Here is a 20953-nt window from a genome sequence, read left to right as displayed (position 1 = left end):
ACCTACCCTATAGGCAGAGAGTTTGCCCGGCCGCTGTATCGCCGGGCTTTTTTGCGTTTATTTAAGCGAACGCCAGAATACCTTCCTGATCCAACTCAATCGAGACTTTGTCACCAACAGAAAGAGGATCGTAAGAGGTCGCAATTAAGCGGCTCTTGCCCACTTTAATAACATAACGGCAGTGATCACCCATAAACTGCTGTTCCAGCACCTTGGTTTCACTGGTTTCATCCGGACGAATAATCACATGCTGCGGTCTTAACAAGAGCGTACACTCCTGACCAGAAACGAGCTCAACCCTTGGTAGTGCCAATACTTCACCTAGTACCGTTTTAAACTTGCTCTCAGCTATCATGGTCGCAGCAAGGTAACTACCACCGCCTAGAAAATCTGCAACAAACTTACTTGATGGCTGGTAGTAAAGCTCACTGGCACTACCAAACTGTTCGATGACACCGTGGTTCATCACAGCCATTTTATCGGCAAAAGCAAAAGCTTCTTCTCTGCTATGGGTGACAAAAATAGCCGTCACACCCTGACTTTTAAATATCTTACGGATCTCGCGGATCAGGTCGTGTCTTACCTGAGTATCGATATTTGAAAAGGGTTCATCCAGCAAAAGAAGATCCGGGTGATAAGCCAGTGAACGGGCAATCGCCACACGCTGTTGCTGCCCTCCTGATAACTGGTGGGGATAACGATCGCCATAACCATCCAGATGAACCAGAGACAGCATCTCTTCTACTTTGCTCTGCTTTTCTGACGCTGAGACACCTTTAAGCCCAAACGAGATATTTTCAGCAACGGTCAGATGAGGAAACAGTGCGTAGTCCTGAAAGATCATACCAATGTTACGTTTCTCTGGTGGAATCCAAAGGTTTCCATCATCAAGCAATTGATCGTTCAGGCTCATTTTCCCGGTGCTCAGTGGAATAAGCCCAGCTATCGCCTTGAGCAGGGTAGTCTTACCGCATCCGCTTGCCCCCAAAAGACAAACTATCTCGCCTTTTTCAACGCTTAGATTTAGAGACTCCAATACAACCTGCTTCTCGTACTGGCAGGTTAGATTGTTGATAGAAAGAGTACTACTCATTAGTGTGCCTGCTCCAGAGAACGGTTTACAACAATAAGGGGAATAAGCCCAACAAGAATGAGCAAAACTGCAGGTAATCCTGCCAGCTCAAGATGCTCATCTGATGCAAAGTTATAGACATAAGTCGCCAGCGTTTCGAAGTTAAAAGGTCTCAACAGTAGTGCCGCATTCAACTCTTTCATTGATTCGATAAACACCAGTAAGCCCGCAACTAATATGCCTCTTCTGACAAGCGGCAGATGCACACGTTTTAGCATCTGGCTTGCATTGCACCCCATGGTACGGCTCGCCATATCCATTGAAGGAGATATCTTGTTCATACTGCTCTCAACACTACCAATAGCGACAGCGGAGAAACGAACCACCATAGCAAATATGATGGCGAACATAGAGCCTGAAAGGATAAGACCTGGCCTGCCCCACTCCATAAATTTGGCTACATCATTTATCCAGTGATCCATAGTTAAAACAGGCGCCATTACACCAATCGCCAATACCGTGCCTGGAACTGCATAACCAAGAGAGGCGATACGCATAAAGCCTAGAGTTAATTTGCTCTTCTCAACTCTGTTCGCGAAATTAACAGCAAGAGCGATAGCAACAGCAATAATAGCCGCTGCGAATGACACCTTAAGGCTGTTTATCGCGTACTGCTGGAATTCTGCGGTCCAGCTCTGGGCAAAATACTCAATCGCATAGTAGCTCAGCTGCATTAGTGGCAGGATAAATGCCGCTGCAACCAAACCCCAACACCAGGTCAGCGCCAGCCACTTTTTGACACCAGTCAGCTCGTAGCGGATATCTTCACGCGCACTAAAACTGGTTTGAAATAGTTTCTGTTTTCGACGGCTATAGCGTTCACCACTGAGTAAAAGAACCACCACCACCAGCATAATGGCAGAGATCTTTGCTGCAGCATTCAGGTTCGAATACCCAAGCCAGGTATCGTAAACAGCTGTGGTCAACGTGTTTACCGCAAAGTAGCTTACGGTACCAAAGTCACCTAAGGCTTCCATTGCTACTAAAGATAAACCGACTGCAATGGATGGTCTGGCAAGAGGTAAAGAAATTCGTTTAAAGCTTTCCCATGGTGAGCACTTTAGCAAGCGGGCTGAATGAAGCAGGCTAACACTTTGCTCCATAAACGCGGCTCTGGCCATCAGGTAAACATAAGGGTAGAACACCATAGCCAGAATTAGCGTAGCTCCTGGAAGTGTTCTTAGATCAGGGAACCAGTATTCCCCCGCACTCCAACCAGTGATATCGCGTAAGATGAGTTGGATAGGGCCCGCAAAATCAAACCAGTCAGTATAAATATATCCAACAATGTAACCCGGCATTGCCAAAGGAAGCACCAGAGCCCACTGAAGTATTTTCTCTCCGGGTAATCGGCACATCGCCATTAGCCACGCAGAAGGCACGCCAAAAATCAGTGCAAGCACCATCACTCCGATAACAAGGGCAATAGTGTTATAGGTATAGGTAGGTAAAACGGTATCAAAAAGATGGGCAAACAGATTATCTGTTTCACCAAACGATAAATAGAAGATCGCCAAAATCGGCAAAACCAGCAGCAGGGATAATGCCCCACTGCTGGTTTTAATTACTTTATGTGTTTCCATTAAAGGTCGAATTTAACTTCATCCAGTAGCTTAACTGCTGTGCTGTGGTACTTCGCAATATCTTCCAGCTTAACATCGTCAGCTTTAAAGTCACCCCATGAAGCAACAAGATCTGAACGTTGGACACCTTCTTTAACAGGATATTCGTAGTTTACTTCTGCATACATCTGCTGAGCTTTATCACCTGTCAGGAATTCCATTAGCTTCTGCGCATTCTCTTTGTTTGGAGAGTACTTAGCCATCGCCATACCACTTACGTTTACATGTGTGCCTGTTGTTTCCTGATTAGGGAAGTTAATGTAAACAGAATCAGCCCAAGCTTTCTGGTTTTCATCGTTCACCATCTTACCTAGGTAGTAGCTGTTACCTAGAGAAACGTCACAAAGACCTTCTTTAATCGCTTTAACCTGTGCACGGTCATTACCTTGTGGCTTACGAGCAAGGTTAGCTTTCACGCCTTCAAGCCACTGTTTTGTCTCAGCTTCACCTTTGTGAGCGATCATTGAAGAAATTAGAGATACGTTGTAAGGGTGCTTACCTGAACGAGTACAAATCTTGCCTTTGAATTCAGGGTTAGCCAGATCTGCATAGTTGAACTCGTTACCTAGTTTGCCAGTGCGAGTACGAGATGAGTACACGTTACGCGTTCTTAGTGTCAGTGCAAACCAGTTGTCATCCGTTGAACGGTATTGAGCTGGTACGTTTGACTCAATAACTTCACTATCTAGTGGCTGAACTACTTTCTTATCAACCAGCTCAACCAGACGGCTGATATCCGTTGTTAGAATCACGTCTGCCGGGCTGTATTCACCTTCTTGCACTAGTTTCTCAGCAAGACCTTTTTTAGCAAACTTAACATTTACTTTGATACCAGTTTCTTTGGTGAACTCATTGAACATTGGTTCTACAAGGAACGGCTGGCGGTAAGAGTAAACATTAACTTCGTCTGCTGCGATAGCTGAAAAACTTGAAGCACCAATAACTGCTGCAAGTAGAGATAGAGATTTTTTCATTGAATACACCTAATGTGAGCTTATTTTTTACGAATAGTAATAATTATCAATTACATTATTGTATTCAATCTTCTTTTTGTAAACAATGATTTCAAACAAAAAAAAGGCTCACATTTCTGTGAGCCTTGTCAACATTTATAACCAATTACTACTTAAGTGATACGAACTCTGGGTAAGCAACCACACCGCAGTCTTGCATATCCATACCTTCTAGCTCTTCTTCTTCAGATACTCGGATACCTACTGTTGCTTTCAATACAGCCCATACCGCTAAGCTCGCCGCAAATACCCAACCGAAGATTACTGCAGCACCCAGTAGCTGAGCACCAAAGCTAGCGTCACCGTTACTGATTGGCACAATCATAATACCGAAGAAGCCACATACACCGTGTACAGAGATAGCACCCACAGGGTCATCAATCTTAACTTTATCCAGAGCGATGATGCTGAATACGACTAACGCACCTGCTACTACACCGATAATTACAGAAGCAATTGGTGATGGAGATAGTGGATCTGCTGTGATAGCAACCAGACCAGCCAGTGCACCGTTCAGAATCATAGTAAGGTCGGCCTTACCCCATGTTGTTTTACATACTAGTAGTGCTGCGATTGCACCCGCTGCTGCTGCTGCGTTGGTGTTCAGGAATATCTGACCTACTGCTGTTGCATTTTCAAAGTCAGAAACCATTAGCTGAGAACCGCCGTTGAAACCGAACCAACCTAACCACAGGATAAATGTACCAAGCGTTGCAAGAGGCATGTTTGAACCTGGGATTGGGTTAATCTGACCATTCTTACCGTATTTACCTTTACGAGCACCTAGTAGCAGTACACCTGCAAGCGCTGCTGCTGCACCAGCCATGTGAACGATACCTGAGCCAGCAAAGTCACTGAAGCCAGCTTCAGATAGGAAACCGCCACCCCAAGTCCAGTAACCTTCTACTGGGTAAATAACACCAGTAAGAACAACCGAGAAGATTAAGAAAGCCCATAGCTTCATACGTTCTGCTACAGCACCAGATACTACTGACATTGCTGTTGCTACGAATACAACCTGGAAGAAGAAGTCAGACTCTAGTGAGTGGTCTGCGCCTTCACCCTGAGTGCCGATTAAAGCACCAATTGAAGGGATGAAGCCACCTTCTGCGTTATCAACATACATGATGTTGTAACCGATGAGCAGGTACATCGTACAAGCGATAGCATAAAGCGCGAAGTTCTTAGTCAGAATTTCAGTTGTGTTTTTGGAGCGAACCAGACCGGCTTCCAACATTGCAAAGCCCGCTGCCATCCACATTACAAGTGCACCTGAAATGAGGAAGAAAAAAGTGTCCAGTGCGTATCGTAATTCAGTTACTGTAGTTGCTAATTCCATTATAAAATCTCCAATCCCTTAAAGTGCTTCTGTATCCATTTCGCCCGTACGAATACGCACTACTTGGCTCAGGTCGTAAATAAATATCTTACCGTCACCGATTTTTCCGGTGTGCGCTGCTTTTGAAACTGCTTCAACAACGCGGTCAACATTTTCAGCCTGTGTCGCGATCTCAAGTTTTACCTTTGGTAGGAAGTCCACCTGATATTCAGCGCCACGATACAGTTCTGTGTGGCCTTTCTGACGACCAAAACCTTTAACCTCTGATACCGTCATCCCTTCGATACCTGCATCAGACAACGCTTCACGTACGTCGTCTAACTTGAATGGTTTGATTATTGCGTTAATAAGTTTCATTGCATCCCCTCTGAGCATTAAGTCCTATAACAGTGAGATAACAATCAAGAGGTGTGCCAATTTTTTAAGTTATTGTTTTTAAATAAAATGAAGAAATTTTGTTAAAAACAAGAAAACCCATCGCACCAACTTGGTGCAACGCATTCACTTTTTTGATGCGAGTTTTGGGTGTGCCCTAAGGTTGTGCACAGAGGCACGGGAACACTTAAAAAGGAGAGATTAGGAGATAAATTCCAGCAGAGAACTCAGTAATTTTTCAAAGTCTTCAAGACCACATGCAGATGTACTTTCACTATCGTAGAAGTCAAACTCACTGTCTGAGTCCATTTCTTCACCATAAGCCAATACGTTTTCCTGAATAACAACTTCATCAGCCGTCAAATAGGCAGAGATCTCGGTAGCACGTATGGTCAGCTCAGTCATTTCCCCTGATTTGATCTTTTGCACAGATTCTAGGAGCTCAACAATCTTTGGTTTGCTTGTTGTTACTTCTTCTTCCAGAAAACGTGCAACCACCTCATGACCCATGCTGCATTTGATGCGGAGGCCACCTGTTAGGCTATTTTTAGTAAATTGGAATTCCATAAAAGTCACGGGTTACGGGTTACGGTTACCATCTAGATTATCAACCACCTGTCACCAGTAGGATGAAATCCGTCCTGTCACGTATAACCAATTAACAAAAAAGAGCTCCCGGTAAATGGGAGCTCTTCATAGTCTAATTAAAGCTAATAAGTATTAAGCTAAATAGCTTTAATTCTTACTGACCTTTAACTTCTTTAAGACCGTTGTAAGGTGCTTTTTCACCTAGAGCTTCTTCGATACGAATTAGCTGGTTGTACTTAGCAACACGGTCAGAACGGCTCATAGAACCAGTCTTGATCTGGCCAGCAGCAGTACCTACCGCTAGGTCAGCGATAGTTGCATCTTCAGTTTCACCAGAACGGTGAGAGATTACTGCAGTGTAACCAGCGTCTTTAGCCATCTTGATAGCAGCTAGAGTTTCAGTTAGAGAACCGATCTGGTTGAACTTGATAAGGATAGAGTTAGCAACGCCTTTCTCGATACCTTCAGCAAGAATCTTAGTGTTTGTAACAAATAGGTCGTCACCAACTAGCTGAAGCTTGTCGCCTAGTAGTTCAGTCTGGTGCTTGAAGCCATCCCAGTCAGACTCGTCAAGACCATCTTCGATAGATACGATTGGGAACTGGTTAGCTAGCTCTGCTAGGTAGTGGTTGAACTCTTCAGAAGAGAAAGTTTTACCTTCACCCTTCATGTTGTAGATACCAGCTTCTTTGTCGAAGAACTCAGAAGCAGCACAGTCCATAGCTAGAGTAACGTCTTTACCTAGTTCGTAACCAGCAGCAGCAACAGCTTCTGCGATAACTTCTAGAGCTTCAGCGTTAGACTTAAGGTTAGGAGCGAAACCACCTTCATCACCAACTGCAGTGCTGTAGCCTTTAGACTTAAGAACTTTAGCTAGGTTGTGGAATACTTCAGCACCGATACGTAGACCTTCTTTAAGAGTCTTAGCGCCAACTGGCTGGATCATGAATTCCTGGATGTCAACGTTGTTGTCTGCGTGCTCACCACCGTTGATGATGTTCATCATAGGTAGAGGCATAGAGAACTGACCAGCAGTGCCGTTTAGTTCAGCAATGTGCTCAAATAGAGGCATGCCTTTAGCCGCTGCAGCAGCTTTAGCGTTCGCTAGAGAAACAGCTAGGATTGCGTTTGCACCAAACTTAGACTTGTTTTCAGTACCGTCTAGGTCGATCATTACCTGGTCGATGTCAGCTTGTGCTTTTGCATCTTTGCCAACTAGTGCTTCAGCGATTGCGCCATTTACAGCTTCAACAGCTTTAAGAACACCTTTACCTAGGAAACGTGCTTTGTCACCGTCACGTAGCTCAAGAGCTTCGCGAGAACCAGTAGATGCGCCAGATGGAGCAGCAGCCATACCTACGAAACCGCCTTCTAGGTGTACTTCAGCTTCTACAGTTGGGTTACCACGTGAGTCGATGATTTCACGACCTAGAACTTTAACGATCTTAGACATTATGTTTCCTCTCGTTTCAATTTAAATGTCATAACTAATGAGCAGCTGCACAACTAATCTCAGCCGCCCGTATCCTTACTTACTTCTCAAATTCACCGCGCTGGTATTCGCCAGCGGCTTTTACGAAACCTGCAAATAGCGGATGGCCATCACGAGGTGTCGAGGTAAATTCTGGATGGAATTGAGCCGCTACAAACCAAGGGTGAGCTGGGTTCTCAATTACCTCAACAAGCTTCTTGTCTGCTGACAGGCCAGATACTTTAAGACCTGCTTTTTCAATTTGTGGACGAAGATTGTTGTTAACTTCATAACGGTGACGGTGACGCTCATGAATCTTAGCGTTGCCGTATAGCTCAAATGCTTTAGTCCCTTTTTCAAGGTGACAAAGTTGAGAGCCAAGACGCATTGTACCGCCAAGGTCAGACTGTTCAGTACGTTCTTCAACTTTACCTTCGCCGTCTACCCATTCTGTGATCAAGCCTACCACAGGGTACTTAGTCTCTTTGTTAAATTCTGTTGAATGTGCACCTTCAAGACCTGCTACGTTACGCGCGTACTCGATAAGAGCAACCTGCATACCAAGGCAGATACCAAGATAAGGGACATTATTTTCACGAGCATACTGAGCTGCGCGAATCTTACCTTCTACACCGCGGTCACCGAAGCCGCCCGGTACAAGGATTGCGTCCAGACCTTCCAGTGCTTCTTCACCTTTAGTCTCAACGTCTTCTGAATCTACGTATTTAATAGTAACGTTCAGGCGGTTTTTCAACCCTGCGTGCTTAAGTGCTTCGTTAACTGACTTGTAAGCATCCGGAAGCTGGATATATTTACCAACCATACCGATAACGACATCGCCAGTTGGGTTCGCTTCTTCGTAAATTACCTGTTCCCACTCAGACAGGTCAGCTTCAGGAGCTGTAATACCAAAGCGCTGACAAACCAAATCATCAAGACCTTGCGCTTTAACAAGCTGAGGAATCTTGTAGATAGAATCTACATCCTTCATTGAAATAACAGCTTTCTCAGGAACGTTACAGAATAGAGCAATTTTCTTACGCTCGTTTGCAGGGATCATACGATCACTACGACAAACAAGAATGTCAGGCTGGATACCGATCGATAGAAGTTCTTTAACAGAGTGCTGAGTCGGTTTAGTTTTCACTTCCCCTGCTGCTGCCAAGTAAGGAACAAGAGTAAGGTGCATAAACATTGCGCGCTCACGACCTAGTTCTACAGCAAGCTGACGAATCGCTTCCATAAATGGTAGAGATTCAATATCACCAACCGTACCACCAACTTCAACGATAGCCACGTCATGGCCTTCAGAACCCGCGATTACACGGTCTTTGATTGCGTTAGTGATATGAGGAATTACCTGAATAGTCGCACCAAGGTAATCGCCACGACGCTCTTTACGAAGTACGTCAGCGTATACACGACCGGCAGTAAAGTTGTTGCGCTTAGTCATTTTGGTGCGAATGAATCGCTCATAGTGACCAAGGTCTAGATCGGTTTCTGCGCCATCTTCCGTAACGAACACTTCACCGTGCTGAGTCGGGCTCATAGTACCCGGGTCAACGTTGATGTAAGGATCAAGCTTCATCATGGTCACTTTTAGACCACGAGCTTCCAAAATAGCCGCTAGAGATGCTGCTGCAATACCTTTACCTAGTGAGGATACAACCCCGCCAGTAACAAAAATGTAATTTGTCGTCATGTTTAACCTGAAATTGGTTGAATGAGGGAAATGAGTACTTTCTGGACGGGACGTAAATATACCAGAAGCCCTTTACCACCACAACGTGAAACTTATCACACTCAGTTAAATAATTTCTTGCTTCAAATCAAATGAGGATTTGTAGGAATATTACGTAATTTCTCATACAAATCTATCAAGAGTGGTTATTTTCCATCCTTTTTGACCTGGTCCCAGAAAGCATCTAGCTCCTCCAGAGAATAGTCCTCTAATGATTTTCCTTCTGCTCTGACCAGCGCTTCGACACCTTTAAAGCGATTCGCAAACTTAAGATTAGCTTTTGTTAGTGCAACTTCTGGATTTTTTCCGAGATGTCTTACCAAATTCACAGTAGCAAACAATAAATCCCCTAACTCTTCTTCTACCTTAGTTTCATCTGGTGTGACCTGGAGCGCCTCATCAAGCACTTCATCAACCTCTTCACGAACTTTATCAACTACAGGACCGATGGTTTTCCAGTCAAATCCATATTTAGCGCATCGCTTTTGAATCTTGTTAGCTTTTGATAGTGCCGGAAGTGAATCAGGTACAGAATCTAAAATACTCTCTTCGCTTTTGCCCTGCCCCGCTTTCTCTTTAGCTTTTTCAAGCTCCCAGTTGGCATTGATTTCATCATCTGAGGCAAACTCAGCATCTGAAAATACATGGGGATGACGACGAATCAGTTTCTCGTTTACCGTTTCCACTACATCGTTAAAATCAAATAGCTCTTGCTCTTTGGCTATCTGGCTATAGAAAATCACCTGAAACAGCAGATCGCCCAACTCTTCCTGGAGGTTGCTCCAGTCTCGCTTTTGAATGGCATCAACAACTTCGTAAGTTTCTTCAATAGTATGAGGAACAATGGTGTCGAAGCTCTGTTTTAAGTCCCACGGGCAACCTTTTTCAGGATCGCGTAAGGTGGACATGATTTCGATTAGCTGGTCGATTGATTGGCTCATGATGTGATTCTTAGTTCAAACAGAAATGTTTAGTTTAGTTGTCATAGTTGGCAAGCACACGTCAAACGCAGACACGCATAAACCCGTCCTTGGGGCTCCGATGCGGCATCCTTGCCGCACAGGGTCTGCTTATTGAAGCCCGCCCGCCAACCCCAAATTACAAAAGACTATTAACTCAACCTTTTTACTGAGACAACGTCTTTAATTTGTTCGATACGCGTTTGAATACGTCCTAGAATTTCAACACTCTTCACTTCGATATCAAAGTCCATAACTGAGATTTGACGTTTGAAGTCAGTACGGCTCTTCATTCCGGATACCTTTAGCTTCTCATTTGCCAGAAGCGTGGTGATATCTTTCAGAAGGCCACTACGTTCCAGAGCCTCAACACGCAGAGTCAGGATATAAGAACCAACAAAACCACCACCCCACACGGTATCGATAATACGTTCCGGAGCATGAATTCTTAGTTCTGCAAGCTGTTCACAGTCGGCACGGTGAACCGAAATTCCGCGTCCCTGAGTGATATACCCGGCAATTTCATCCCCCGGTATTGGCTGACAACAGCGGGCAAGATGAGTCATCAGGTTATCGACACCTTCAACAACGACCGCATCTTTATGAGGTCGGCTTTGAGCTGGTGCTTTCGCCTCGCTTTCCTGAAGCTTCTCAAGCGCCTGTTGGTCTTCTTCTTCCGCGGTTGGTTTGTTTACCAGCGCATTAATGTGGTTGATTACCTGATTAATTCTCAGGTCACCACTACCAATACCAATATAAAGCTCGTCTGGGGTGTTGACGTTAAAACGCTTGAGCGCATACTCGCTGGCATCTTTTAAGGTTGCACCAATCTTGTTTAGTTCGGCTTCCAGAATCTCACGGCCAGCTTCTAGGTTTTTCTCTCGACTTTGCTTACGGAACCAGGCGTTAATCTTGGCACGAGCACGACCTGAAAGAACAAATCCCAGTGAAGGATTTAGCCAGTCTCGGGAAGGGTTTGGTTCTTTTTGCGTGATGATCTCAACCTGGTCACCCATTTCTAACTTATGAGTAAATGGTACGATTCTTCCCGCAACTTTAGCACCGATACAGCGGTGCCCTACTTCCGAGTGAATATGGTAAGCAAAGTCCAGTGGTGTTGCGCCCATTGGCAGATCGACTACATCACCACGAGGTGTAAACGCATAAACCCTGTCATCAAATACCTGACTACGAAGTTCATCAAGCATCTCGCCAGAATCTGACATCTCTTCTTGCCAGTCCAAAAGCTTACGCAGCCAAGTGATTTTTTCATCGTAGCCACTGCGGCCACCACTGCCGCCTTCTTTGTATTTCCAGTGCGCGGCAACTCCCAGTTCAGAATCTTCATGCATCTGCTTGGTACGAATCTGAATTTCTATGGTTTTGCCTTCGGGACCCAGAATAACGGTATGGATTGACTGATAGCCGTTTGGTTTCGGGTTCGCTACGTAATCGTCGAATTCACTTGGAAGGTGTTTGTATTTGGTATGTACTACGCCCAAAGCGGCATAACAGTCCTGCAAGCGCTCTGCGATAATACGCACAGCACGGACATCAAAGAGCTCATCAAAGGCCAGGCTTTTCTTCTGCATCTTACGCCAGATGCTGTAGATATGTTTTGGTCGACCGCTAACCTCGGCACGGATATCGGAAGACTTCATTTCGTCTTCCAAATCAGTAACAAAATCTTCTATGTACTGTTCGCGGTCAATTCGGCGCTCAGAAAGCTGTTTAGCTATCTGCTTGTAAGTAGTTGAGTGCTGGTAACGGAAAGCGTAGTCTTCAATTTCCCATTTTAGCTGACCGATACCAAGTCGGTTTGCCAGCGGAGCATAGATGTTGGCACACTCTTTTGCTGCCGCCTGACGAACCTCATCCCGCTCATCTTTAACTTCACGAAGATTACAGATTCGCTCTGCAAGCTTGATGATAACGCAACGGAAGTCATCCACCATAGCAAGCAGCATACGACGAACGTTATCCACCTGCCCGGATGCAGCGCTTCCTTCTAGCGTTACGTTTAACTGACCGATGGCGGCCATCTCTTCTACACCATCAATCAGCTTGATAATTTCTTTTCCGTAAGCTTCTTCAAACTCTTCTCTATCGAAGTAGCCGGCGGAAACAACAGGAAACAACTGAGCAGCCACCAGTGTTGCACGGTCCATGGAGAGAGTAATTAAAATCTCAATCATCTCACGGCCACGCCACAACAGCAGTTGTGCATCATCCTTTCCTTCAAGCAGCATTTCACACTGCTGATAAACTTTGGTCAGCTTATTACTGGTTTTCTTTTCTTGTTCCAGGCTGGCAATCCATGACTCCAGCTCAAACTTTTCATCTGCATTTAAATGCGCACCGCGTACTGCGACCATTTTCTTTCCTAGCGTTTTTGTTCTTCCGTGACGTATATGCCACTTTTAAATATTTAGATTGGCTAATTGATAGTTGGCTGGATGTACTGGAGCAAATATAAATGTGCATGGAAGCACATTTTCTAAGCGCCCATGGATGGCACGAGCGTTTTGCGGAAGTATGTCCAGTTAACTATCTATAGTTACTCTTTTTCAAATAAAGCCATAGATTCCAAATGACCGGTATGTGGGAACATGTCCAACATACCCAGTTTTACCAGTCGGAACCCCTGATTCAGCAAGCTCTGGCTATCTCTCGCTAGAGTAGCAGGATTACAGGAAACGTAAACTACGCGCTTTGTATCAAATTGAGAAAGTTGATCTACAACGCCCGCTGCTCCTGCTCTTGCTGGATCTAACAGCACCTTATCAAACTTAGACTGAGCCCATACTTTATCTGTCAGCTCATCTTCCAGATTTGCCTGGTAATACGCCACATTGTCTATGCCGTTAATACGAGCATTCTCAGCCGCCTGATCCACCATCTCCTGAACACCTTCAACACCAACAACAGCACTAACCTGCTTGGCTATCGGTAGACTAAAGTTCCCCAAACCACAAAACAGATCCAATACTCTGTCTTCCGGCGTTAACTCAAGCCAGGATAACGCCTTTTCAACCATCTGTTGGTTCACATTCTGGTTAACCTGAATAAAGTTCGTTGGAAGAAACGGGACCTTTACACCAGCTTCATCATAAAAAGGCTCTTCACCATGAATTCGTTCCAAAGCGTTGTCAGATTGCAGGTAAAAAGCGACCGATTTTTCGTCTGCCCAGCGCCTTAAAACATCTATATCGGCTTGTTGTAAAGACCGAACGTAACGCAATAAAACCACTGGCGAATCTTTTCCAGACACCAACTCCAAATGCCCCAAGTTAGCAATGCCCTTTAAATTAGCCAGTAAAGAGTTTAGCTCAGGAAGTAGTGAGTTCAGCTCTGTTTCCAAGACGGCACAGTCTGTCACAGGTACTATCTGCTTACTCTTTTTTTTACGGAATCCAAATAACAGTTTTCCACTCTTTTTATCTTTCAGCAGACTAACTCTGGCTCTGCGACGATAACCTTGTTCGCTACCTGTTATTGGCGATTCCAGTTCAACAGACTCACCAGCAAACTTCTTGAACAACTGATTTAGCGACTCACTCTTATAAGCAATCTGCTCTTCATGTGGTAAATGCTGCATATTACAACCACCACACTCACCATAATGTTTACAAAACGGTGCAACACGCTTTGGACTCTCTTTAAGTATTTTGATTAAGTTACCCCGCGAATACTTACTTTTACTTTCTGTAAGCTGAGTAAGTACCTCCTCACCGGGAAGTGCCCCTTCTATAAAAACTGGCTTTTTACCTATGTAGCCAATCCCGGCACCATGATGATCCAGCCTTTCAACTTTAATCTGTTGATGCTTTTTCTCTATCTGAGTTTTCTTTTTCGGTTGAAAGAAACGAGCCATTTGAGTAATCCAATTATAAAGTCACAATACATCACTATTTCGATGAGCAATGTTTGTAGAAATTCAATGCTTTGATACTATTTTCCCATATCCAGATTCCATTGTAATCAACGAACATGACCAGATACGGCTTACGCGCCCGCGTAATCACTTTAACTCTAGCCCCAACTTTGATTGTGGGCCTTTTATTGAGTGCATTCTTTACTTCAAATCGTTACAACGATCTGGAAACCCAACTCGTTGCTTCAGGAACAAGCATTCTGGAACCTATCGCCATTGCCAGCGAATATGGGATGACATCTCAAAGCCGTGAAGCAGTAAGACGCCTTATCAGCTACGCGCATAGGAAAAACTCAGAAATCGTTCGCAGTATCGCAGTATTTGACAGCGATCATCAGCTATTCGTTACGTCTAACTTCCACCCAAACTTTGAGGCACTTACCTTTCCGCAAGGCATGCCAATACCAATGCTTACTGATATTGAGCGGCAAGACACGCAACTCATCCTGCGAGCACCTATCATTGCAGAAGGACAGTTCTCTCAAAAAGATGGTACAAAAACAGAGCCTAATCAGCCACTGGGTTACATCGCTATGGAGTTGGATATGTCTCCTCTGCGATTGCAACAATATCAGGAAATCTTTGCCGCACTATTGGTTCTGGTTCTTGGTGTCGGCCTGTCAGGTATATTTGCTTACAGCCTGATGCATGACGTAACACAACCCATCACAAATATGAAAAGAACCGTCGACAGAATTCGTCGCGGTCATCTCGATTCACGAATCGAAGGCAAGATGCATGGAGAGTTGGACTCGTTGAAAAACGGTATCAACGCAATGGCCGTTTCTCTTTCTGAATATCATGTAGAGATGCAAAACAGTATCGATCAGGCCACCTCAGATTTACGGGAAACACTTGAGCAGTTGGAGATTCAAAACGTAGAACTGGATATTGCTAAGAAAAGAGCGCAGGAAGCTGCCAGGGTTAAATCTGAGTTTCTGGCAAATATGTCCCATGAACTTCGTACTCCGCTAAACGGTGTTATCGGATTTACCCGACAGATGCTGAAAACCCAGCTCTCATCGAGTCAGACTGATTATCTTCAAACTATCGAACGTTCAGCCAACAACCTTCTGAATATCATCAATGACATACTCGACTTCTCTAAACTGGAAGCCGGTAAGTTGTTGCTAGAAAATATTCCGTTTGAGTTTCAGGAAAGCCTTGAGGAAGTTGTGGCACTTCAGGCCACCAGCGCGCATGAAAAAGGCCTTGAGCTGACCCTGAGAATCGATCCAAAAATACCGGCAGGTGTTATTGGTGACCCATTACGTATACAACAGATCCTGACTAACCTGGTTGGTAACTCTATTAAGTTTACCGAACGAGGTAATATCGACATCAGCGTTGAACTAAGAGCACAACGAGACGATTCTGTAGAACTTCAATTTATGGTCAGAGATACAGGTATTGGTATCTCTGAACGTCAGCAATCTCAGCTATTCCAGGCGTTTAGTCAGGCAGATGCAAGTATTTCCCGCCGATACGGTGGTACAGGGCTTGGTCTTGTCATCACCCAGAAACTCGTCGCTCAGATGGGCGGAGAGATTAGCCTGACCAGCCGTCTACACCAGGGTTCCACATTCTGGTTCACGCTCAAACTGGATAAAACTGATCTTCCAATGGGCACTAAGCCTGAGACTCAGTACTTAATCCACCGTAAAGTTCTGATTATTGAGCCAAATATGCAGGCAGGTTCGGTCATACAACAACAGCTGATTCAGGAAGGGCTGAGCGTAACATATCAGACGAGCACTCCTGATAATTTTGAGCAGCAAGATAGTGTCCTACTGTGCCTTCCACCGAAAAACAAACATACGGTTGAAGATGTACAGTCTCATATCGACAAGATAAGTCACTATTCAGAGCAAATTCTGGTGGGAGTTCCAAGTACTGAGCTTGCGCTGGCAGAACAGCTTATTAATCAGTGCGATGTTCAGTGCATGACCAAACCTCTATCACGTAAAAAGTTACTCTCTATACTGGCTAAGCATCAACAAAATAGTGGCCCGCTCGAGGCTCCACCTCAGCAACCTGAAGAAAGCACTGTTCATAAATTGCCTCTGACTGTAATGGCAGTGGATGATAACCCAGCAAACTTAAAGCTGATTGCTGCGTTACTTCGCGAGCGTGTGGAAACTGTTGTTACACATACGAACGGTAAAGATGCGGTGCGCGAAGCGACTGAACGGCACTTCGATATGGTTCTGATGGATATTCAAATGCCACACATGGATGGGGTTACTGCATGTCGATATATCAAGGAAACAGAACTTAACCAATCCACTCCTGTTATCGCGGTAACCGCTCATGCAATGACGGGGGAAAGAGACCGGTTGTTGAATGCGGGTATGGACGATTATCTGACTAAACCCATCGAAGAACATATTCTTCAGCAGGTTTTGGTTCACTGGAACCCAAATGCTAATAGTGATGAGGTAGATAAGCTTGAACTGCCTTCTACCGAGCCCGAACCAGAGAATAAAAACACCAGCGTTATTGTCGACTGGCAGGCAGCTCTAAAACAAGCGGCCAACAAAGAAGATCTAGCAAAAGAGATGCTGCAGATGCTTATCGACTTTATTACCGAGGTGAATGAAATTGTTGATAAAGCTCTGGAGCAAGATGACTATCCTGTCGATGACCTGATTCACCATATCCATAAACTACACGGCAGTTGTTCTTACAGTGGTGTTCCAAAGCTTAAAGCCATCTGTGCGTTAATAGAGAAATCTTTGCGTTCTGGTATGAGCGTAGTGGATATTGAGCCAGAGCTCTTTGAACTTCAGGACGAGATGGAAAAGGTACAAGAAACAGCGAAGTTGTATTTGTGATAGGCGATGAGCTATAGCACGGACTTCGTCCTACAGGCTATAAATGCAAATTTACCTAATGCCTAATGCCTAATGCCTAATGCCTATTTTCCATGACTACCGTTGCAACTGCGTAGTTTCTTTCATCTGAAATAGAAAGGTGGATGCTCGAAACCTCCATGGATTCAGAGATCTCTTTGGCCTTATTGTTTAAGGTAAGAATTGGTTTTCCATTCTCATCATTACTAACAACGAAGTCATGGAAGGTGACGCCATGAGCAATACCTGTTCCCAGAGCTTTTGAAGCGGCTTCTTTAGCCGCAAATCGTTTTGCCAGAAACCGGCCTTTTTGCTTTAAAGCATGAAAGGTTTCAAGCTCAGACTCAGATAGTATCCGCGCAGCAAATGCCTCTCCGCTTCGGGAAAGTGCTTTTTCAATTCGCTCTATTTCAGCGATATCTGTTCCTAAACCGATAATTGCCAAATTTCTTAATTCCAACGACTAAAAACAACCGGGCACCTGACTACTTCTCCGTAAAGACGCTGCAAGTACATCCATGTACGCTCCAACTTTTCTTCCCTGAAAAGTAGGCTTTACTTCAAAGCAGCCAGATACCCTCAAAACTCCCAGGCTATATTCTCGTTCTCACGCTCCACGTAGGAATGCATATCGAATTTAAACAATGCATTACGCTAGAGACAATAAGAACGAGAAAGAAAGCGTTTACGAACGTCCCGCAGCCATAGCCGCTTTCATATCAGCGACTGCTTTGCTCAGACCATCAAACACCGCGCGCCCAATAATAGAGTGACCGATATTTAGTTCGTATATTTCAGGCAGAGCCGCAATAGGACCTACATTGTGGTAAGTCAGGCCATGACCAGCATTTACTGTAATGCCCAGATCATCTGCATAGCTTGCTGCTGCTGCAATCTTCTTAAGTTCATTCTGCTGATCCAGCTCAGTTTCCGCATCCGCATAGTGACCAGTATGTAGCTCGATAAATGGTGCTTCACACGCTTTTGCTGCGTCAATCTGCTCTCTGTCTGCATCGATAAACAGAGAGACCTTAATACCAGCTTCAGTTAGTGTCTTAGTCGCAGCCTTCACTTTTTCAAGCTGACCTTTTACATCCAGACCACCTTCTGTTGTCAGTTCTTCACGCTTTTCAGGAACTAAACAAACGTACTCAGGCTTAGTTTTAACGGCAATTTCAACCATCTCATCGGTTACTGCCATTTCCAGGTTCATACGAGTCTGGATCGTTTCTTTCAGGATTCTTACATCGCGATCAAGAATATGACGACGATCTTCACGAAGGTGAATAGTAATGCCATCAGCACCTGCACGCTCAGCGATTTCTGCTGCATGTACAGGATCTGGGTATTTGGTTCCACGGGCGTTGCGCAGTGTTGCGATATGGTCAATATTGACACCAAGAAGGATAGAGCTCATTTTTTATCTACTCCGTGCTCTGGGATAAATTAATTTGCTTACGAACCCTGTTCGTAAACAACTCCCGACTTTTTAAAGGTTTGCCGCCAAGATAAGGCTTAAGTGCTATTCGTGTAAAGCGTTTTGCAGCGATCAACTGCTCTTTTGTCATAAATCGTCTTTCTGCAATAGCAATCAGTTCGTTACCGAGAAAAGTAAGGTTATCTCTTCGCACACTCGCAATAAACCCTTTCTGCTCACGGTATCGATAAGTCATATCAGGATCGATCGATTCTCCCGTACCGGCACAGTGTAAAAAATCCACTCCGTACCCCATAGCAGAAAGCAAAGCGAGCTCAAAACGTCTAAGTGCAGGCTCTGGATTATCTGATTGAGCTAGTTCAGTCAGTACATTCAGGTAGTCATGAAAAAGCGCGGGATAAGGGGTTTCACTTTCAAGCACTCTGCCTAGTAGCTCATTCACATACATGGCCGAATACAGGTTTACTCCTGTCAGAGGTAAACCCAAGCTAATGGGTTCAGCCTGACGCAGTGTCTTCATTGAGCCACCACCAGACCATTTCAATAGAAGAGGAGTAAAAGGTTGCAAGGCCCCTTTCAGGTTAGAGCGCTTACTACGGGAGCCTTTAGACATGATAGATAGCCGGCCATATTCTTCACTGAATACATCTAGAATAAGGCTGCTTTCACTGTATGGACGACGATGGAGAACAAAACAACGTTGAAGTTCAGACCCTTCACTCATTGTATCGTCCTCCAATTAATCGTAATTACTGCTGAGTATAAATTAGCCTCGTTCCCACGGTCCCCGTGGGAACGAGGCTTTGAGAGCGTAAGAACAAGGTTTAAGATTACTTGTTTTCCAGCTCGTCGATATAACCCAGAGAACGAAGTGCACGTTCGTCGTCAGCCCAACCTGATTTAACCTTAACCCAGGTTTCAAGATAGACTTTACGCTCAAACAGCTCTTCCATATCCAAACGAGCTTCACGGCCGATGGTTTTGATCTTCTCACCACCTTTACCAATCACCATCTTCTTCTGGCCATTTCGTTCTACCAGAATAAGAGCGTTGATATGGAATCCGTCTGTTTCAGGGTTATAGTCAAAGCGCTCGATCTCAACCGTTACTGAGTAAGGCAGTTCTTCACCAGTAAATCGCATCAGTTTTTCGCGTACGATTTCAGAGGCCATAAAGCGCTGAGAACGGTCTGTAACGTATTCTTCAGGGAAGTGATGTTCTGCTTTAGGAAGATGCTCACGCACATGCTTACGCAGAACATCTGTGTTCTTGCCATGCTTCGCGGAAATTGGCACAACATCCACAAAATCCATCTTCTTAGACAACTCCATCATATGAAGCATCACGTCATTTCTGTCTTTCACGTTGTCGACCTTGTTTACACAAAGCACAACCGGGAAGTTGGATTTCTGAAGCTTAGTCAGCACCATCTCATCGTCTGCTGTCCAGTGAGTACCATCAACAAGGAAGAAAACCAGGTTTACGTCACTTAGAGAACTGTTTGCAGCACGGTTCATAAGACGGTTAATCGCTCGCTTCTCTTCAATATGAAGACCCGGAGTATCAACGTAAATCGCCTGATAATCACCATCAGTGTCCACACCCATGATGCGGTGACGGGTTGTCTGAGGCTTTCTGGAAGTGATTGAAATCTTCTGACCAAGGATATGATTCAGAAGCGTTGACTTACCTACATTCGGACGACCTACAATCGCAATAAAACCACAGTGCTGATTTTCAGACGTTGTGCTTTCACTACCATGGTTTGCAAAGTATGCATCCAAATCGAATTCGTTGTTATCTTCACTCATTAGTCAGTTGCTCTAGTGCTAATTCAGCAGCCGCTTGCTCTGCCTTGCGGCGGCTGGTGCCTTTACCAATTACAGGTTTATCCGCACCTGCTACATCACACGAAACAGTAAATTCCTGATTGTGTGCTTCACCTTTAATATTAGTCACTGTATACACAGGTAGTGGTTTTTTACGCCCTTGCAGAAACTCTTGAAGACGTGTTTTAGGATCTTTTTGAGATACGCCCGGCTTAATGGAATCTAAACGGGACTGATACCAGCTCAGGACAATCTCCCTAACCTTCTCAATATCACTGTCCAGATACACCGCACCAATGATCGCTTCAACGGCATCAGCCAAAATTGAATCACGACGGAAACCACCACTTTTGAGCTCGCCTGGACCTAATTTTAAGTACTCTCCAAGATCGAATTCACGACCTAACTCAGCAAGAGTATTACCTCTTACCAGTGTTGCACGCATACGGCTCATATCACCTTCGTTTACCTTAGGAAAACGGTGGTACAAGTCATCTGCAATGACAAAACTTAAAATTGAATCGCCCAGAAATTCAAGACGCTCATTATGTTTACTGTTGGCGCTGCGATGAGTCAGCGCTAGATTGATAAGCTCGATATCATTGAACTGATAACCGAGCTTTTTTTCCAGTCTTGTTAACGGAGAATTCATGCTCTCTC

General features: G+C 44.7%; 17 protein-coding genes. 1 reads left to right on the top strand and 16 read right to left on the bottom strand.

What is annotated here, in order from left to right; translation table 11 throughout:
• Positions 1-61: 61 nt before the first annotated feature.
• From SNR28_RS11815 to rlmD, 11 genes are all read right to left on the bottom strand, one after another.
• Complete coding sequence (locus SNR28_RS11815; protein ID WP_375752637.1) at positions 62-1093, bottom strand: ABC transporter ATP-binding protein; 1032 nt, start codon at positions 1091-1093, stop codon at positions 62-64.
• The gene (locus SNR28_RS11810; protein ID WP_375752635.1) at positions 1093-2715 is read right to left on the bottom strand and encodes an ABC transporter permease; all 1623 of its coding nucleotides are present in this window, start codon (positions 2713-2715) and stop codon (positions 1093-1095) included. Before SNR28_RS11810 ends, SNR28_RS11815 begins: the two co-directional genes overlap by 1 nt.
• Entirely contained in the window at positions 2715-3728 is a 1014-nt protein-coding gene (locus tag SNR28_RS11805; RefSeq protein ID WP_375752633.1) for a Fe(3+) ABC transporter substrate-binding protein, read from the bottom strand. The genes SNR28_RS11810 and SNR28_RS11805 overlap by 1 nt, the downstream gene beginning before the upstream one ends.
• A 148-nt stretch (positions 3729-3876) precedes the next feature.
• Positions 3877-5106 (bottom strand): ammonium transporter, encoded by a 1230-nt coding sequence (locus SNR28_RS11800; RefSeq protein WP_375752631.1) that lies wholly within the window; start codon positions 5104-5106, stop codon positions 3877-3879.
• 18 nt (positions 5107-5124) lie between these two features.
• The gene (gene glnK / locus SNR28_RS11795) at positions 5125-5463 is read right to left on the bottom strand and encodes a P-II family nitrogen regulator (RefSeq protein WP_375752629.1); all 339 of its coding nucleotides are present in this window, start codon (positions 5461-5463) and stop codon (positions 5125-5127) included.
• A 219-nt stretch (positions 5464-5682) separates the two neighbouring features.
• Positions 5683-6048 (bottom strand): YacL family protein, encoded by a 366-nt coding sequence (locus SNR28_RS11790; protein WP_375752627.1) that lies wholly within the window; start codon positions 6046-6048, stop codon positions 5683-5685.
• Between the two features lie 175 nt (positions 6049-6223).
• Positions 6224-7522: a phosphopyruvate hydratase gene (gene eno / locus SNR28_RS11785; protein ID WP_375752625.1), complete on the bottom strand. Its 1299-nt coding sequence runs from the start codon at positions 7520-7522 to the stop codon at positions 6224-6226.
• Positions 7523-7601: 79 nt separating this feature from the next.
• On the bottom strand, positions 7602-9242 hold the full coding sequence (locus SNR28_RS11780) for a CTP synthase (RefSeq protein WP_375752623.1): 1641 nt from the start codon (positions 9240-9242) through the stop codon (positions 7602-7604).
• A gap of 185 nt (positions 9243-9427) precedes the next feature.
• Positions 9428-10222, bottom strand: coding sequence for a nucleoside triphosphate pyrophosphohydrolase (gene mazG / locus SNR28_RS11775; protein WP_375752621.1), 795 nt, complete (start codon positions 10220-10222; stop codon positions 9428-9430).
• Between the two features lie 170 nt (positions 10223-10392).
• On the bottom strand, positions 10393-12615 hold the full coding sequence (gene relA, locus SNR28_RS11770; RefSeq protein WP_375752619.1) for a GTP diphosphokinase: 2223 nt from the start codon (positions 12613-12615) through the stop codon (positions 10393-10395).
• 182 nt (positions 12616-12797) lie between these two features.
• Positions 12798-14114: a 23S rRNA (uracil(1939)-C(5))-methyltransferase RlmD gene (gene rlmD, locus SNR28_RS11765; RefSeq protein ID WP_375752617.1), complete on the bottom strand. Its 1317-nt coding sequence runs from the start codon at positions 14112-14114 to the stop codon at positions 12798-12800.
• A gap of 116 nt (positions 14115-14230) precedes the next feature.
• Here rlmD and barA point away from each other — a divergent pair, with 116 nt between their 5' ends.
• A complete protein-coding gene (gene barA / locus SNR28_RS11760) occupies positions 14231-17008 on the top strand; it encodes a two-component sensor histidine kinase BarA (protein ID WP_375752615.1) in 2778 nt (925 codons plus the stop codon).
• 76 nt (positions 17009-17084) lie between these two features.
• On the opposite strand, the gene acpS is transcribed toward barA, so the two are convergent.
• From acpS to rnc, 5 genes are all read right to left on the bottom strand, one after another.
• A complete protein-coding gene (acpS, locus tag SNR28_RS11755) occupies positions 17085-17471 on the bottom strand; it encodes a holo-ACP synthase (protein WP_375752613.1) in 387 nt (128 codons plus the stop codon).
• A 240-nt stretch (positions 17472-17711) separates the two neighbouring features.
• Positions 17712-18443: a pyridoxine 5'-phosphate synthase gene (gene pdxJ, locus SNR28_RS11750; protein WP_375752611.1), complete on the bottom strand. Its 732-nt coding sequence runs from the start codon at positions 18441-18443 to the stop codon at positions 17712-17714.
• Positions 18444-18450: 7 nt separating this feature from the next.
• Positions 18451-19188, bottom strand: coding sequence for a DNA repair protein RecO (gene recO / locus SNR28_RS11745; protein ID WP_375752609.1), 738 nt, complete (start codon positions 19186-19188; stop codon positions 18451-18453).
• Between the two features lie 106 nt (positions 19189-19294).
• Positions 19295-20275: a GTPase Era gene (era, locus tag SNR28_RS11740; RefSeq protein ID WP_375752607.1), complete on the bottom strand. Its 981-nt coding sequence runs from the start codon at positions 20273-20275 to the stop codon at positions 19295-19297.
• Positions 20268-20945 carry a ribonuclease III gene (gene rnc, locus SNR28_RS11735; RefSeq protein WP_375752604.1) on the bottom strand — a complete coding sequence of 226 codons (678 nt, stop codon included), beginning with the start codon at positions 20943-20945 and terminating at the stop codon, positions 20268-20270. Before rnc ends, era begins: the two co-directional genes overlap by 8 nt.
• Positions 20946-20953: the final 8 nt, after the last annotated feature.

The organism is Vibrio iocasae (assembly GCF_042245395.1).
GTDB classification, from domain to species: Bacteria; Pseudomonadota; Gammaproteobacteria; order Enterobacterales; family Vibrionaceae; genus Vibrio; species Vibrio iocasae.
The sequence above is the reverse complement of the archived record's forward strand: the minus strand, read 5'-3'. Positions and strand labels throughout refer to the sequence as shown.